18 protein-coding genes are annotated in these 15,219 nt (G+C 67.2%); 12 read left to right on the top strand and 6 right to left on the bottom strand.

What is annotated here, in order from left to right; translation table 11 throughout:
• Positions 1-46 precede the first annotated feature (46 nt).
• From KYE46_RS09995 to KYE46_RS09985, 3 genes are read right to left on the bottom strand one after another with little or no spacing between them, the layout of a single operon-like run.
• Complete coding sequence (locus KYE46_RS09995; protein WP_219000481.1) at positions 47-514, bottom strand: YaiI/YqxD family protein; 468 nt, start codon at positions 512-514, stop codon at positions 47-49.
• Positions 507-1,559: a hypothetical protein gene (locus tag KYE46_RS09990; protein ID WP_219000480.1), complete on the bottom strand. Its 1,053-nt coding sequence runs from the start codon at positions 1,557-1,559 to the stop codon at positions 507-509. Before KYE46_RS09990 ends, KYE46_RS09995 begins: the two co-directional genes overlap by 8 nt.
• Positions 1,556-2,314: an HpcH/HpaI aldolase family protein gene (locus tag KYE46_RS09985; protein ID WP_219000479.1), complete on the bottom strand. Its 759-nt coding sequence runs from the start codon at positions 2,312-2,314 to the stop codon at positions 1,556-1,558. The genes KYE46_RS09990 and KYE46_RS09985 overlap by 4 nt, the downstream gene beginning before the upstream one ends.
• Before the next feature lie 252 nt (positions 2,315-2,566).
• Here KYE46_RS09985 and KYE46_RS09980 point away from each other — a divergent pair, with 252 nt between their 5' ends.
• From KYE46_RS09980 to yczE, 12 genes are all read left to right on the top strand, one after another.
• Entirely contained in the window at positions 2,567-3,763 is a 1,197-nt protein-coding gene (locus KYE46_RS09980) for an ABC transporter substrate-binding protein (RefSeq protein WP_219000478.1), read from the top strand.
• A gap of 98 nt (positions 3,764-3,861) precedes the next feature.
• Complete coding sequence (locus tag KYE46_RS09975; RefSeq protein WP_219000477.1) at positions 3,862-4,653, top strand: ABC transporter ATP-binding protein; 792 nt, start codon at positions 3,862-3,864, stop codon at positions 4,651-4,653.
• On the top strand, positions 4,650-5,477 hold the full coding sequence (locus KYE46_RS09970) for an ABC transporter ATP-binding protein (protein WP_219000476.1): 828 nt from the start codon (positions 4,650-4,652) through the stop codon (positions 5,475-5,477). The genes KYE46_RS09975 and KYE46_RS09970 overlap by 4 nt, the downstream gene beginning before the upstream one ends.
• A 5-nt stretch (positions 5,478-5,482) precedes the next feature.
• On the top strand, positions 5,483-5,908 hold the full coding sequence (locus KYE46_RS09965; RefSeq protein WP_219000475.1) for a hypothetical protein: 426 nt from the start codon (positions 5,483-5,485) through the stop codon (positions 5,906-5,908).
• On the top strand, positions 5,905-6,276 hold the full coding sequence (locus KYE46_RS09960) for a hypothetical protein (RefSeq protein ID WP_219000474.1): 372 nt from the start codon (positions 5,905-5,907) through the stop codon (positions 6,274-6,276). Before KYE46_RS09965 ends, KYE46_RS09960 begins: the two co-directional genes overlap by 4 nt.
• A gap of 65 nt (positions 6,277-6,341) precedes the next feature.
• Positions 6,342-6,743: a hypothetical protein gene (locus tag KYE46_RS09955; RefSeq protein ID WP_219000473.1), complete on the top strand. Its 402-nt coding sequence runs from the start codon at positions 6,342-6,344 to the stop codon at positions 6,741-6,743.
• Complete coding sequence (locus tag KYE46_RS09950) at positions 6,740-7,120, top strand: hypothetical protein (RefSeq protein ID WP_219000472.1); 381 nt, start codon at positions 6,740-6,742, stop codon at positions 7,118-7,120. The genes KYE46_RS09955 and KYE46_RS09950 overlap by 4 nt, the downstream gene beginning before the upstream one ends.
• 93 nt (positions 7,121-7,213) lie before the next feature.
• Positions 7,214-8,224 (top strand): branched-chain amino acid ABC transporter permease, encoded by a 1,011-nt coding sequence (locus KYE46_RS09945; protein WP_219000471.1) that lies wholly within the window; start codon positions 7,214-7,216, stop codon positions 8,222-8,224.
• Positions 8,221-9,567, top strand: coding sequence for a branched-chain amino acid ABC transporter permease (locus KYE46_RS09940; RefSeq protein WP_219000470.1), 1,347 nt, complete (start codon positions 8,221-8,223; stop codon positions 9,565-9,567). Before KYE46_RS09945 ends, KYE46_RS09940 begins: the two co-directional genes overlap by 4 nt.
• A gap of 138 nt (positions 9,568-9,705) precedes the next feature.
• Entirely contained in the window at positions 9,706-10,059 is a 354-nt protein-coding gene (locus tag KYE46_RS09935) for a DMT family transporter (RefSeq protein ID WP_219000469.1), read from the top strand.
• Between the two features lie 18 nt (positions 10,060-10,077).
• Positions 10,078-10,710 (top strand): cysteine hydrolase family protein, encoded by a 633-nt coding sequence (locus KYE46_RS09930; RefSeq protein ID WP_219000468.1) that lies wholly within the window; start codon positions 10,078-10,080, stop codon positions 10,708-10,710.
• Between the two features lie 80 nt (positions 10,711-10,790).
• Complete coding sequence (gene yczE, locus KYE46_RS09925) at positions 10,791-11,447, top strand: membrane protein YczE (protein WP_219000467.1); 657 nt, start codon at positions 10,791-10,793, stop codon at positions 11,445-11,447.
• Positions 11,448-11,737: 290 nt separating this feature from the next.
• Here the strand turns inward: yczE and KYE46_RS09920 are convergent, their stop codons facing one another.
• From KYE46_RS09920 to KYE46_RS09910, 3 genes are all read right to left on the bottom strand, one after another.
• Positions 11,738-12,514 (bottom strand): enoyl-CoA hydratase-related protein, encoded by a 777-nt coding sequence (locus KYE46_RS09920; protein ID WP_219000466.1) that lies wholly within the window; start codon positions 12,512-12,514, stop codon positions 11,738-11,740.
• Between the two features lie 68 nt (positions 12,515-12,582).
• Positions 12,583-13,080, bottom strand: coding sequence for a cytochrome c-type biogenesis protein (locus KYE46_RS09915; RefSeq protein WP_219000465.1), 498 nt, complete (start codon positions 13,078-13,080; stop codon positions 12,583-12,585).
• Positions 13,077-15,065 (bottom strand): heme lyase CcmF/NrfE family subunit, encoded by a 1,989-nt coding sequence (locus KYE46_RS09910; RefSeq protein WP_219000464.1) that lies wholly within the window; start codon positions 15,063-15,065, stop codon positions 13,077-13,079. Before KYE46_RS09910 ends, KYE46_RS09915 begins: the two co-directional genes overlap by 4 nt.
• Between the last annotated feature and the right edge of the window lie 154 nt (positions 15,066-15,219).

The raw sequence follows: 15,219 nt of genomic DNA, 5'->3' as shown, positions 1-15,219 counted from the left end.
CTGCTTTTGCCGGTATTTCAAGCGCCCTCGGGGGCGGGGCGGCGGCTCAGAGCCGGCGCAGCGCGGTTTCCAGCGCATTGGAAAAGGCGGAGCGATCGGCCTTGGAGAAGGGCTTCTGCCCGCCGATCCCCTGCCCCTCCAGACTGGCGCGCAGATCGGCCATGATCGCGCGGGTCGCCACCTGCGCGCCGATGGAGTTGGCGGTGAAGGGCTGGCCCTTGTGGTTCAGCACCACCGCGCCGTTCTCGAGGCACCGCTCGGCCAGCAGGATGTCGGCGGTGATCACGAGGCTGCCCAGACCGGCACCCTCGGCGATCACGTCATCAGCGGCGTCGAAGGCCTCGCCCGCCATGACCATGGTGATCAGCGGATGATCGGGGTGGCGCAGGTAGCTGGCGGCGACGAGCTTCACCGGGATCTTGTGGCGGTAGGCGCAGGTATAGACCTCCTCCTTCACCGGGCAGGCGTCGCCGTCGATCCAGATCGTGCGGGCATCGCGGGGTGTTTCAGTCAAAGTGATCCTCCGGGAAGGGGATGGCCAGCCCGTGGCCCGAGGCCTCGGTCAGCTGCAAATGTCCGTCCTTCAGCGTGATGTCCGACAGCTCGGACCATCCGGGCGGGCGCGGCAGGGAGACCATGGCGTGACGGATCACGTGGCGCGCGCCGAGCGTCAGCGCGGTGGGCACGCCCATGGCCGTCAGGCGGTTGTCGGCCAGCGCCGCGGCCAGCCCCTCGCCGCCCATGGCGCGGCCGTCCTCGATCCCCAAAACGCCCTTGTGCCGGCTGTTCCAGGGCGGGAAGTCCCTTGCGCCGTTGGAGATCCAGAGCATCGTGATCGGCAGCATCTGCGCGTCCTTCAGGACGATCACCATGTCGTCCTCGGCGTTGCGCATCACGCAGGTCCAGCCGAGCGTCGCGCCCCGCGCCTCGACCAGCGTGCAGAAATCCTCGACCACGTGACCCGCCGGATAGGTGCCCAGATGCCACTGGCTGCCGTCTTCACAATCCAGTTCCAGATCGCCGCGCAGCTGGTTGAGCGCCCAGAGGTTCGCGCCCTCGTGCTGCGCCACCGGGTCGGTCAGCGCCGCGCGCTTGGGGCTGAACGACAGCCGCCCGCCCTCGGCCATGCGGGTCATCGGATGGTGGGCGAAGGTCACCTCGCCCGCGCCGCCCTCCACCACGTGGGTGCTGAGAAGCGCCGAGCCCACAAGGCGGATTTCCTTGGTGACATGGGCGCCGAGCACGTCGGTCGAGAGCGCGAAGCGCGCGCTCGCAGCATCATGGGCGACGAGGTTCCACGGGTCATTCGCCGGGGGGCCGTGGATCGGCCCGTCATGGACATCGTCGCGTCCGAAGGGCATGCACAGGAAATCGCCCGCCAGCCGCTTGTCCACCAGCGCCACGTCGGGATCGTCCTGCACCTCCGCCTCGTCGCGCCATGGCGCGGCGTGCAGAGGCTCTCGCCCCGAAACCTGCCAATGGGGGATATTCCCGACGGAGGCGTCGATCAGCGCCTCGGCGTCGCCATGGGCGATGCGGATCATCGCGGGGTCGGTCATGGACGTGCCAGCGCCGCGAGACCCGCCTGCAGGATGCCCGCGTCGCCGCCGCAGCCGAGGAAGTTGACGCCGGCCTCGGTCACCCGCGCCTCCATCTCCGGCCCGCTCACGATGATGCCCGCGGCCTTGCCGCCGCGCCGCACAATGGCGATGGCCTCGACGATCTCGCGCCACAGTTCCTCGTTGCCGAGGTCGTCGCGGAACCCCATGTCTGCGCCCAGATCGGCGGGACCGATGAACACCCCGTCGACGCCCTCCACGGCGGTAATTGCCACGATATCCTTGAGGGCGGCGCGGCTTTCAGCCTGCACGAGGATGCAGATCTCGTCATTGGCGGTCGCCGCATAATCCTCGGTGGCACCATAGGCGCCCGCGCGCGCGACCATCGCGCCCATGCCGCGGATGCCTTCGGGTGGATAGCGGCAGGCACGCACGACCGCGGCGGCCTCTTCGGCGGAGTTGACCATCGGCACCAGCACGGTCTGCACGCCGAGGTCCAGCGCCTGTTTCAGCACCCAATCCTCGCCCACCGGCACCCGCACCACGGCGGGCGTGGGCGTGGCGGCCAGCGCGGTCAGCTGCGCGCGGATCGCGGTGGGGTCCCAGGGGCCGTGCTCGCCATCGATCAGGCACCAGTCGAAGCCCGCGCGCCCGGCCATCTCGGCGGTGACCATGCCGGGCAGGTTCAGCCAGAGGCCGCGCTGCATCTCGCCGCGCGCGAGCGCTGCCTTGAGGGTGTTGGTGGGCGCGGCCATGGCGGGTTCCTTCTCGAGGTGACGTGAACGGGGTAAACCTGTGCGCAGTCGATCAAATCCGCGTTGCGGGCGCAAGGTGGCATGGACCGTCATCGCCGCGATTGCGCCCCCCCGGCCCTCCTCGAAATGTATCGAAACCTTGCAGGCGCGCCCCTACGTCAGCCTATTTTTTGACCCCTTCCCCTTTGAAACGACCGCAGCTAGTCTTCGCCTCACCAAGGGCAAGTAATGTCCACACCAGGGAGATACGTTATGAAGAAGTTTTTGCTGGCATCCGCCGCATCCATGGCACTGACCGGTGTCGCCATCGCCGATGGCCACCAGGGCGACGTCACGCTCGGCGTGATCCTCGGCTTCACCGGCCCGATTGAATCGATCACGCCTGCGATGGGCGACGGCGCCGAGCTGGCGATGTCCGAAGTCACCGAATCCGGCATGCTGTTCGGCGGTGCCTCCGTCACCTCCGTGCGTGCGGACAGCACCTGCGTCGACAGCTCCGCGGCCCAGGCCGCAGCCGAGCGTCTGATCACCTCCGACGGCGTGCATGGCATCGTCGGCGCCGACTGCTCCGGCGTGACCGGCTCGATCCTCGCCAACGTGGCCGTCCCGAACGGCATGGTCATGGTCTCGCCCTCCGCCACCTCCCCCGGTCTCTCGACCGCCGAGGACAACGGCCTGTTCTTCCGCACCGCGCCTTCCGACGCGCGTCAGGGTGTTGTGATGGCCGAGATCATCATGGAGCGCGGCATCGACACCGTCGCCGTGACCTACACCAACAACGACTACGGTCAGGGCCTCGCCGATGCCTTCACCGCAGCCTTTGAAGAGGCCGGCGGCACGGTCACGCTGTCCGCTGCCCATGAAGATGGCCGCGCGGATTACTCTGCTGAAGTCGGCGCACTGGCCTCCGCCGGTGGTGACGCTCTCGTCGTGGCAGGCTACGTGGACCAGGGCGGCTCCGGCGTGATCCAGGCCGCGCTCGACACCGGCGCGTTCGATACCTTCGTCTTCCCCGACGGCATGGTCTCCCAGGCGCTGGTCGACAACTTCGGTTCCGACATCGACGGCTCCTTCGGCCAGAACCCCGGCACCGACAGCGAAGGCGCGGGCATCTACCAGTCCATGGCCGAGGAAGCCGGCTTCGACGGCACCTCGCCGTTCTCTGCCGAAAGCTATGACGCGGCTGCGCTGCTGATGCTGGCCATGGCTGCCGCGGATTCGCGCAACCCCGCCGACTACATGGGCGAGATCATGAACGTCGCCAACGCGCCGGGCACCGAGATCCTGCCGGGTCAGCTTGGCATGGCGCTGGAGATGATCGCCAATGGTGAAGAGATCGACTACGTCGGTGCCTCCGCCGTTGACCTGATCGGTGGCGGCGAGAGCGCCGGCAACTACCGCGAGATCGAGATCTCGGGTGGTGAGCTGACGGTTGCTGGCTACCGTTGATTGATCGACCATTGATCTAGGGGCGGCCCGGTTCTTCAACCGGGCTGCTCTTTTTCTGCTACAGGCCTGCCCGCGCACGGCAGACCAGGGGGACGCACATGATCGAAGTCCACGACCTTCACAAACATTTCGGTGGTTTCCATGCCGTCGACGGCGCGAGCCTGCGGATCGAGACCGGCTCCATCACCGGGCTGATCGGCCCCAACGGCGCTGGCAAGACGACGCTGTTCAACGTCATCGCGGGCGTGTTGCCCCCCACCTCGGGGCGCGTCGTGATGGATGGCGAGGACATCACCGGCCTGCCGCCCCATGAGCTCTTCGGCAAGGGCCTTCTGCGGACCTTCCAGATCGCCCATGAATTTTCCTCCATGACCTGCCGCGAGAACCTGATGATGGTGCCCGAGGGCCAATCGGGCGAGGCGCTCTGGAACACCTGGTTCGGCCGCAAACGCATCGCCGACGAGGAACGCGCGCTGCGCGCCAAGGCCGACGAAGTGTTGGAATTCCTCACCGTCGAACATCTGGCCGAGCAACCGGCGGGACAGATCTCGGGCGGGCAGAAGAAGCTGCTGGAACTGGGCCGCACGATGATGGTGGACGCCAAGATCGTCTTCCTCGATGAGGTCGGCGCGGGCGTGAACCGCACGCTTCTCAACACCATCGGTGACGCGATCATCCGCCTCAACAAGGAGCGCGGCTACACCTTCTGCGTCATCGAGCACGACATGGATTTCATCGGCCGCCTCTGTGACCCGGTCATCTGCATGGCCGAGGGTCACGTGCTGGCCGAAGGCTCGCTGGCCGAGATCAAGGCCAACGACGCGGTGATCGAGGCCTATCTCGGCACCGGATTGAAGAACAAGGACCAGTTGGAAGGGGCCAGCGCATGAGCGATCCCTATCAGAACGACCGCGGCAACAAGGACCGCTCGATCACCAAGGCGGCGCCGCCCTCGATGGGCGATCCGATCCGCAAGAGCGGCAAGGCGCAGGCGGTGGCGGGGGATCATCCCTTCCTGATCGGCGAGGCGATGACCGGCGGCTATGGTAACGGGCCCGACATCCTCCACGATTGCACGATCGCGGTGAACCCCGGCGAAATCGCCGTGATCGTCGGCCCCAACGGCGCGGGCAAATCCACCGCCATGAAGGCCGTCTTCGGGATGCTGAACCTGCGCCAAGGCCGGGTGCTGCTGGACGGGCAGGATATCTCCTCGCTCAGCCCCCAGGATCGGGTCGGCGCGGGCATGGGGTTCGTGCCGCAGACCTCGAACATCTTCACCTCGATGACGGTGCAGGAGAACCTCGAGATGGGGGCCTTCATCCGCAAGGACGATTTCCGCCAGACGATGGAGCAGGTCTTCGACCTCTTCCCGATCCTGCGCGAGAAACGCGCGCAGGCGGCGGGCGAGTTGTCGGGCGGCCAGCGTCAGCAGGTGGCCGTGGGCCGCGCGCTGATGACCAAGCCCAAGGTGCTGATGCTCGATGAGCCGACGGCGGGCGTCTCGCCCATCGTGATGGATGAGCTTTTCGACCGCATCATCGAGGTGTCGCGCACCGGCATCCCGATCCTGATGGTGGAACAGAACGCGCGCCAAGCCCTTGAAATCGCGGACAAAGGATATGTCCTCGTGCAGGGGCGCAACGCCTATACCGGGACCGGGAAAGAGCTTCTGGCCGACCCGGAAGTGCGCAAATCCTTCCTCGGAGGCTGATGCTAATGGCGGGGCTTCGCACCGCGCTCACCGCGCTTTGCGTGGCCTCTCCCGCGCTGGCCGAGCTGGAGCTGGAAACCAGCCCCGCGCCCTATCGCGGGCTGTGCCAGATGAACGAGGTCTGCACCCCCGCCGGCCACTGCGGCGCGATGCCTGCCCTTGGCGACACCGCCTTGCAGATCGACGCCCGCGGCACCCGCATGGGGCCGGACTGGTCCGATCTCTCCGAGGTCGATCGCTACCCGAGCCTCGACGCGGCCCTGCCCCTGCCCGCGATTTCCGAGGCGCGGCGCAATTTCCTCGTCGATCTTCCGTCCGACGGCACGGCGCGCCGCTTTGCGCTCCACGTCCAGACCGCCGACCCCGAAACCGGCGCGCCCCGTCTGCGGCCGCAATCCTTCGTGCTCTCCTGCACCGAGGTCGCGCCATGAAGCCGCTCATCCTCTCCGCCGCCGCGCTCCTGCTGCCCGCGCCCGCCACGGCGGCCGGGCTGGCGTGCACCTTCACGACGATCTGCAGCCCGCTCACCGATTGCCAGACCCACGACGGCGTGCCCTTCCGCTTCGACGTGACCGAAGACAGCCTGCGCTTTACCACGCCCGAGCAGGAGGTCATCGGCACGCCCCTGCCCCATATTGACGCCCCCGCCTTCGCGGGCCTGTTCGAGACCGGGCCCGGCGGCACGATCCTGCTCAGCGTATCGGGCACCGGCGAAGCGGTGATGACACAACAGGACATCGACAGCGCGGGCCGGGTGCAATCCGTCTCCTACTTCGGCATCTGCGAGCCTGCCGCATGACCGCCCTCGCCCCTGTTGCCGCCTCCGCTTCGCGCCGCCCTGCCGCTCTTCGAAAGATACCGCCCATGCGCCTTTCTGCCCTCGCCCTCCTTCTGATCACCCCGCTGGCCGCGCAGGCACAGGATGCGCCCGTGAACCTCGCCTGCGATCTGGCGATCCTCTGCCCCGATGCCGGTGCCTGCCGGGACTGGGATCAGACGATCACAATCGTCGAGGGCTCGGACGGCTGGCAGGTGAACTGGAACGCCGATCTGCCGTCTGATTACGAGCTGATCGCCGATTACCTGCCGCCCGCCGATTCCGTCGAGCCGGTGCGCGTCCGCACCCTGATGTTCCGCAACACCCGCGCGCAATCGAGCCAGATGGTGACCTTCGACAGCACCGGCCGCGTGGTCGTCACCGGCCACCAGCCGCAGGCCGGCACCCGCGTCGTGACCGGCATCGGCACCTGCGAGCCTGCCGAATGAACCGCGCCGCCGCAGCCTCCTGCCTTCCGGCGGTCCTGCTCGCCGTGTCGCTGGCCCTGCCCGCGCGCGCCGAGCCCTGGGCCTGCCAGATGACCGTGCAATGCGACGGTCAGGACTGCTTCGCGATCGATGACCTCTACCAGATCCTGCCCGCCGATCACGCCGGAGAGCTGTTTCTCTCCTCGCCCTCCGGGGACCGACCGGCGACCCGCCTCAGCGCACCCGACGCCCTGCCCGCGGCCTACGCCAGCGCCGGCATCCACGCGATGGGAGAGCTGATGACGATCACCCCGGACCTGCTTGCGACGGTGACATTCCACCGGACCGACGGTCCGACCCGCACAACCACATTTTTCGGCACCTGCGAGGCGTTTTAGCCCCGCTTTTACTGGAAAACGGCGCCCATGCGCGCTACCAAACACCGATGCACGCAGCGCCATAAGCTGCGGCGACACTAGGGGAGACATTGCGTGGACTTTCTCAACGCACTCGTGGCACTGGCGAATTTCGTCCTTGTGCCCGCAACGGCATATGGCGCGCAACTCGCGCTCGGCGCGCTCGGCGTCACGCTGATCTACGGCATCCTGCGATTCTCGAACTTCGCCCATGGCGACACGATGGCCTTCGGGACCATGGTCACGATCTTCGGCACATGGGGCCTGCAGGCCGCAGGCGTCACGCTCGGGCCACTGCCCACGGCGCTGCTGGCACTGCCACTCGGCATCGCGGTGACCGCGGCGCTGATGATCGGCACCGACCGCGTCGTCTATCGCTTCTACCGCGAGAAGAAGGCCAAGCCGGTGATTTTCGTGATCGCCTCGCTCGGGGTCATGTTCATCATGAACGGCATCGTCCGCTTCCTGATCGGCGTCGACGACCAGCGCTTTTCCGATGGCGAGCGCTTCATCATCCGCGCACGCGACTTCCGCGAGATGACCGGCCTCGACGAAGGTCTGGCCTTCCGCACCACCCAAGGCATCACCATCGTCGTGGCGGTGATCGCGGTGGTGGCGCTGTTCTGGTTCCTCAACCGCACGCGCACCGGCAAATCGATGCGCGCCTTCTCCGACAACGAGGATCTGGCGCTTCTGTCGGGCATCAACCCCGACCGCGTGGTGCTGGTGACATGGATCATCGTGGCGGCGCTGGCGACCACGGCGGGGGTGCTCTATGGCCTCGACAAGTCCTTCAAACCCTTCACCTATTTCCAGCTGCTGCTGCCAATCTTCGCCTCCGCCATCGTTGGCGGTCTGGGCAACCCGCTCGGCGCGATCCTCGGCGGCTTCCTCATCGCCTTCTCCGAGGTCGGCGTGACCTATGCCTTCCGCAAGGTGGTGGGCTATCTCGGGCCTGAGGACTGGCAACCCGAGGGGCTGCTGCAGCTTCTCTCCACCGACTACAAGTTCGCGGTCTCCTTCGGGATCTTGCTGATCGTGCTTCTGTTCAAGCCTACGGGCATCATGAAGGGGAAATCGGTATGAGCGACGTGACCTCACCCACCGCCACCGCGCCTGCGCCCTCGGGCTTCAACGCCAAGAACGTGGCCCTTTTCGCGCTGGTCGCCGTCCTGTTCCTCGGCACCGGCTTCGTGCAGTCGTGGAACACTGCGCTGACGATCTTCAACATGGGGCTGATCAGCTGCATCATGGCGCTCGGCGTCAACATGCAGTGGGGCTACGCGGGCCTGTTCAACGTCGGCGTCATGGGCTTCGTGGCGCTCGGCGGGCTGGCCACCGTGCTGGTCTCCGTCGATCCCGTCCCCGAGGCGTGGTCGGCCGGCGGCTTGCAGGTGATCATGGGCCTCATCCTCGGCGCGCTGACCATCGTGGGCGCGATCCTGCTCTGGAACGCCATGCCCAGAGGCCGGCTCCGAGGGCTGGTGATGCTGGTCGTCCTGCTGGCGGGCTTCGTCGTCTTCCGGCAGGTCTTCGACGGCGGCACCCAGGCCGTCGAATCCATCGACCCGGCGGTGTCTGGCTTCCTCGGCGGCCTTGGCCTGCCGGTGCTCTTTGCCTGGCCCGTGGGCGGGCTGCTGGCCGCCGGTGCAGCATGGATCATCGGCAAGACCGCCCTCGGCCTGCGCTCGGACTACCTCGCCATCGCGACCCTCGGCATCGCCGAGATCATCATCGCCGTGCTCAAGAACGAGGACTGGCTGGCGCGCGGCGTGAAGAACGTCATCGGCATCGACCGTCCCGTTCCCTACGAGGTCGAGCTGCAGGCGAACCAAGGCTTCGTCGACATGGTCACCACCTACGGCGCGGACCCGGTGACCGCCTCCACGATCACCGTGAAGCTGCTCTATTCGCTCCTGTTCATCGTCGTGCTCGGCCTGCTGATCTGGCTGTCTGAGAAGGCGTGGAACTCGCCCTGGGGCCGGATGATGCGGGCGATCCGAGACAACGAGGTCTCGGCCTCGGCCATGGGCAAGAACGTCAAGAAACGCCACATGCAGATCTTCATCCTCGGCTCCGCCGTCTGCGGCATCGCCGGTGCGATGATGACGACGCTCGACAGCCAGCTTGTGCCCGGCACCTACCAGCCTTTGCGCTTCACCTTCCTGATCTGGGTGATGGTCATCGTCGGCGGCTCCGGCAACAACTGGGGCGCGGTGCTCGGCGGCTTCCTGATCTGGTGGCTCTGGGTGCAGGTCGAACCCCTCGGCCTCCTGCTGATGCAGACGCTGACCTACGGCATGGAGGACGGCTACTGGCTGCGCGAGCACCTGCTCGACAGCGCCGCCCATATGCGCCTGCTGACCATGGGGCTGATCCTGCTCCTCGTGCTGCGCTTCAGCCCACGGGGCCTGATCCCCGAGAAGTAGGCGGCACAATCACTTTAGCCCGAAGGCCGTCCCATCCGGGGCGGCCTTTGCGCATCCGGGCCGGACTTGAACCGCGCGCCCGCCAATACTAGACTAGACCGATACCGCCCGCCGGGACGACCCGGCCGCAGATTGGGCATGTGCCAGGACGACCTGCAATTGGGGGAGGTCGACGTGGCCTGGATTTATCTCTTCATCGCCGGCGCTCTGGAAGTGGCCTGGGCCGCAGGGCTCAAACGCCTCGGGCTTGGCGGCGGCTGGATGCTCGGCATCCTCACCCTCATCACCATGGCCGCGAGCCTGCTGGCGCTCTACGCCGCCATGGCGCGGTTGCCCCTCGGCATTGCCTACCCGATCTGGACCGGCATCGGCTCCGTCGGCTCGGTCGCCGTGGGCGTGCTCTTCTTCAACCAGACAATCGGCGCGAGTACCGTGGCAGGAGTCCTCCTGCTCGTGGCAGGCATGGTCCTGCTCGGCGCCGACGCCCATTGACCCGAAAGGACGCAAGACATGACGACGAAAACCAAAACGGCCCGTGCCTTGATCGAGGGGCGCCCGGCGCTGATCGTGATCGACATTCAGAAGAGCACCTTCATCGACGACAGCGCCGAGCGTTCGATCGACAACATGCCCGGCTACCGCGCGCGGATGGAGGCCGCCCGAGGCCTCGTGGACGCCGCCCATGACGCGGGCGTTCCGGTGATCTTCATCCAGGAGGTGCACCGCCCCGACCTCGTGGATTTCGGCCGCGAGCTGGACGGCGACGAGGATATCCACTGCCTCGAAGGCGACCCCCGCACCGAAGTGGCGAAGGAGGAGATGGGCTTCCGCCGCGGCGACTACGTGATCCCCAAACGCCGCTACTCGGCCTTCTTCGGCACCGATTTCGAGATCCTGCTGCGTGGCCTGAAGATCGACACGCTGATCCTCTGCGGCGGGTTGACCGATGTCTGCGTCCATTACACCTTCGTCGACGCGCACCAGTCCGACTACTTCTGCCGCGTGGTGGAGGATTGCGTCGGCGGCTCCTCGCTCGAGGCGCATGAGGCCGCCTTGCGCGCGATGGAATATTTGCAGACCGGGGCGGTCCAAAGCCGCGAAAGGGTGATTGCCGCGCTGGCCGACCATCGGGCCGCGGGCTGAGGCCCGATGGCGCTGCCTTGCCGTTCCCGGCATAAATGTGCACGAGTGTCGCATACGCTTCTCATGCATGGATCCGCGCCTTGAGCTTTCTTTCGGTCACCTCGGTCCCGAGACTCCGCTGGAGCGCGCCCCGGGCCTTCACCCTGCGGCCGCCCGCGGCCTCGCTGGTGTTCCTCGTCATCGGCCTCGTCGTCTTCGGCACCGGCGAGGCGCTTCTGGTCACGGCAGGTGTTGGCGTCAGCCCCTGGACGCTGTTCGCCGAGGGCGTGACGCAGGTGACCGGCTGGAGCCTCGGCTTTGCGACCTTCGTGATCAGCGCGTCGCTGCTGGCGCTCTGGGTGCCGCTGAAGCAGACGCCCGGCCTAGGGACGATCCTGAACGCGATCATCATCGCGCTGGTGCTGGAATACCTCCTGCCTTACCTGCCTGCTTTCGAAAGCTACGCCGCCAACGCCCTGCTGGCCCTCGTCGGCGTCATGGTGACCGGCTTCGGCGCGGCGATCTACCTTGTCGCCAACCTCGGCCCCGGCCCCCGTGACGGGCTGATGACCGGCCTGCAAGCCGTCACCGGCCTGCCCATCGCGCTGGTCCGCACGGCATTGGAGCTGACCGTGGTCGCCATCGGATGGGCACTTGGCGGCACCCTCGGCCTCGGCACAGTGCTCTTCGCGCTCGGCATCGGACCGGCGATCGCCACCGGAATGCAGGTCCTGCAGCGGTTTGAGACCCGGCATTAGCGGGTCCATGCGGGAGTGTTGGCGGGTCCGGGTGGACTGGACCTCGAGCTTTGGCGCGGGCCGAGGGTGCGGAAGCCTCCGGCGGGAGTTGTATTTACCAAGATGAAGGGGGAGCGGTGGGGAGATGCACGCTCGTCGCGCCGTGGCCTTGCTCTGACCGCAAGAAAAACCCCTCGCGCGCCGGGGCATGCGAGGGGGTTGGATATGGTTACCGATAGGTTAACGCGCGAGGTGAAGGGGTGCGTTTACAGAGGCTTAGCCAATGTGCGCACGCTTGAACGCGGGTGGTTTCAGCGCCCCTCGAACTGCGCCGGGCGCTTCTGGAGGAAGGCCATGACCCCCTCCATGAAATCGCGCGATTTTCCGCATTGTCCCTGCAGCTGCCCCTCCAGAAGGAGCTGCTCTTCCAGGCTGTTGCCCGAGCTGGCCCGCATCACCTGCTTGATACGCTTGAAGGCCTCGCTCGGCCCCGTCGCCAGGTGCGTGGCGCGGGCTTTCCAGACCTCCTCGAAGGCCTCGTCCGCCGCCACTTCCCAGATCATTCCCCAGTCCGCGGCCTGCGTTGCCGTGATCTTCTCCGCAAACAGGGCCGCTCCCATTGCGCGCTGCAGGCCGATGGTCCGCGGCAGCGCCCAGGTGCCGCCCGCGTCGGGGATCAGGCCGATCTTCGAAAAGGCCTGGATGAACGACGCGCTCTCGGTCGCGATTGTCACGTCGCAGATCAGCGCGAGGTTGGCGCCTGCACCCGCCGCCGTGCCGTTGACCGCCGCGATGACCGGGACCGGGCAATCGACGATGGCGTTGAGCATCGGGATATACTCGTCGCGCAAGGTCCGCTCGAGGTTGATGTTGCCCATGTTGGCCCGGTCACCGAGGTCCTGACCCGAGCAGAAGGCCGCGCCCGTGCCCGTCAGCACGACCACCCGCGCCTCCTGTCCCGCCGCGCTGACCGCGTGGGTGATCTCTGCGCGCATCTGCGTGTTGAGCGCGTTCATCACGTCGGGGCGGTTCATCGTGATGACAGCCATCCCCTCGCGGGTCTCGGTGGTGATTGTCTCGTAATTCATGGGTAGGCCTCCCTAAGGTTGCGGGAACCATAGCAAACGGGCCCGGCCGGACCAGCCTAAACGCGGCGTCAGTTCTCAGGGGGCGTGCTGTCGCGCTCGGCGCTGTCCGAGAGGATGGCCTGCAGGCGCGCTTCCTCCTCGGGGGTCAGTTGGTCGGCGCCTGCGGGCTCTGCCGTCGCGCGCGTGCGCAGGTAGCTAACCGAGAGGCCGAGGCCGGCGAGCAGCAGCAGTGGCCCGGCCAGCCAGAGCAGGATAGAGGAGCCGTCGAAGGTCGGGCGAAGGAGGACGTATTCGCCGTAGCGGTCGACGATATAGGCCACGGTCTCGGCATCGGTGTCGCCTGCGACCAGACGCTCCCTCACGAGGAGCCGCAGGTCGCGGGCGAGGTCGGCATTGCTCTCGTCGATGCTCTCGTTGCGGCAGACAAGGCATCGCAGACCCGCCGAGATGTCGCGCGCTCGCTCTTCGAGGACGGGGTCGGAGAGGACCTCGTCCGGCTGCACCGCCGTGGCCGGCGTGGCCAGGCTGGCGGTCACAAGAAGCAGGGCGCAGAGGAGACGTCTCATTCCGCCGGCACCTCGCGCACGGCGGGGCGCGAGCGGGCGGCGCCTGCGGCCATGCGGTAGCGGCGGTCGGAGAGGCTCAGGAACCCGCCCAAGGCCATGATGATGGTGCCGCCCCAGATCCAGTTCGCGAAGGGTTTGACCCAGACCCGCAGCGCCCATCCGCCGCCGTCCTGGGGATCGCCGAGGGTGATGTAGACGTCGCGCGTGATGCCGCCGTCGATCCCGGCCTCGGTCGTGGGCATCCCGGCGACCGGGTAGATGCGGCGCTCAGGGGTGAGCGTGGCGATTTCTTCTCGGGTCTCGGCGTCCCGGACGAGAACCGAAGCGATCGTGGAGATATAATTTGGCCCGCGGACGTTCTCCTCGACGCCCAAGAGCTCGACCTCGTAGGCGCCGACGACATAGGGCGTGCCCTCCTGGGCCACGCGGATGTCTTCGATCTGGTAGCCGGTCAGTGCGACGACCCCGAACATGGTGACGCCGAGGCCTGCATGGGCGATGGACTTGCCCCAATCGGCGCGGGGAAGGCGCGCAAGGCGGCGCAGGCGTCCGCGCAGATCGCCCCGGCCGGTCCGGGTCCAGAGATCTGTCACGGCGCCGGCCAGAAGCCAGACGGAGAGGCCGATGCCGAGAGGCGCGATGGCGGTTTTGCCGGAGTACATCGCCCAGGCCAGTAGCCCCACCGAGAGCGCGAGAACTGCCGCCGGCATCAACGCGCGCGCGGGCTTGGGCAGCCGGGCGCGTTTCCACGGCAGCATCGCGGCGATGGGCATGGCGATGGCGAGGCCGAAGACGAAGGGCGTGAAGGCCGCGTCGAAGAAGGGCGGGCCGACGGAGAGGGTGCGCTCAAAGAAGAGCTCGGCCACCAGCGGCCAGATCGTGCCGATGAAGACCACGAAGCAGGAGACGGCCAGCAGCAGGTTGTTGAGCACCAACCCGCTCTCGCGGCTGACGGTGGCGAAGACGCCCTTGGCCTCCATCGCGCCCGCGCGGAAGGCGAAGAGGAGGAGCGCGCCGCCCATGAAGATCGCGAGGATCGCGAGGATGAAGATCCCGCGCTCGGGGTCATTGGCGAAGGCATGGACCGAGGTCAGCACGCCCGAGCGCACGATGAAGGTGCCGATGAGCGAGAAGCCGAAGGCGAGGATCGCCAGCAGGATCGTCCAGCTTTTCAGGCTCTCGCGCTTCTCCACCACAATGGCCGAATGCAGCAGCGCCGCCGAGATCAGCCAGGGCATGAAGGAGGCGTTTTCCACCGGGTCCCAGAACCAGAAGCCGCCCCAACCAAGCTCGTAATAGGCCCACCAGGAACCCAGGCCGATGCCGATGGTCAGGAAGATCCAGGCCGCCAGCGTCCAGGGGCGCACCCACCGGCCCCAGGCGGCGTCGACGCGCCCCTCGATCAGGGCGGCGACGGCAAAGGAGAAGGACATCGAGAGGCCAACGTAGCCGAGGTAGAGAAACGGCGGGTGGAAGGCGAGGCCCGGGTCCTGCAGCAACGGGTTGAGGTCCTGCCCGTCGAAGGGCGGGGTCGCGAGCCGCAGGAAGGGGTTGGAGGTGAAGAGGATGAAGGCGAAGAAGGCCGTGGCGATGGCCGATTGCACCGCCAGCACGCGGGCGCGCAGGCTTGGCGGCAGGCCCTTGCCGAACCACGCCGCGCAGGCGCCGAAGAGCGTGAGGATGAGGACCCAGAGCAGGAGCGAGCCCTCGTGATTCCCCCAGACGCCGGAGATCTTGTAGAGCATCGGCTTGGCGGTATGGGAGTTGGCGACAACGAGGCTGAGGGAGAAATCCGAGGTCACGAAGGCGTAGGTCAGTGCCGCGAAGGCAAGGCCGGTGAGAAGGAACTGGGCGCTTGCGGCGGGCTCCGCCGTCGCCATCCACGCGCGATTGCCCCGCGCGGCCCCCACCATGGGCACGATCGTCTGGAAGATCGCGACCGCGAAGGCGAGGATCAGGGCGAAATGTCCGAGTTCTACTATCATGGGTCCTTTGTAGGCTGCGCGCGCAGGGGGCGCCAGAGAGCAAGCGGCTCGGTGCGACGCATTGGCGGCCCGTTGACGGGGATGTGAGCGCCGAGATCAGCCGTGGTCAGGGCGTGTGGGGCGGATCGACCCTCCGGGGGGAGTTGTATGGGCC

The organism is Gymnodinialimonas ceratoperidinii (assembly GCF_019297855.1).
In the GTDB taxonomy this organism is placed as follows: Bacteria; Pseudomonadota; Alphaproteobacteria; order Rhodobacterales; family Rhodobacteraceae; genus Gymnodinialimonas; species Gymnodinialimonas ceratoperidinii.
Note: the sequence above shows the minus strand (reverse complement) of the source record. Positions and strands in the feature narration are given on the sequence as shown.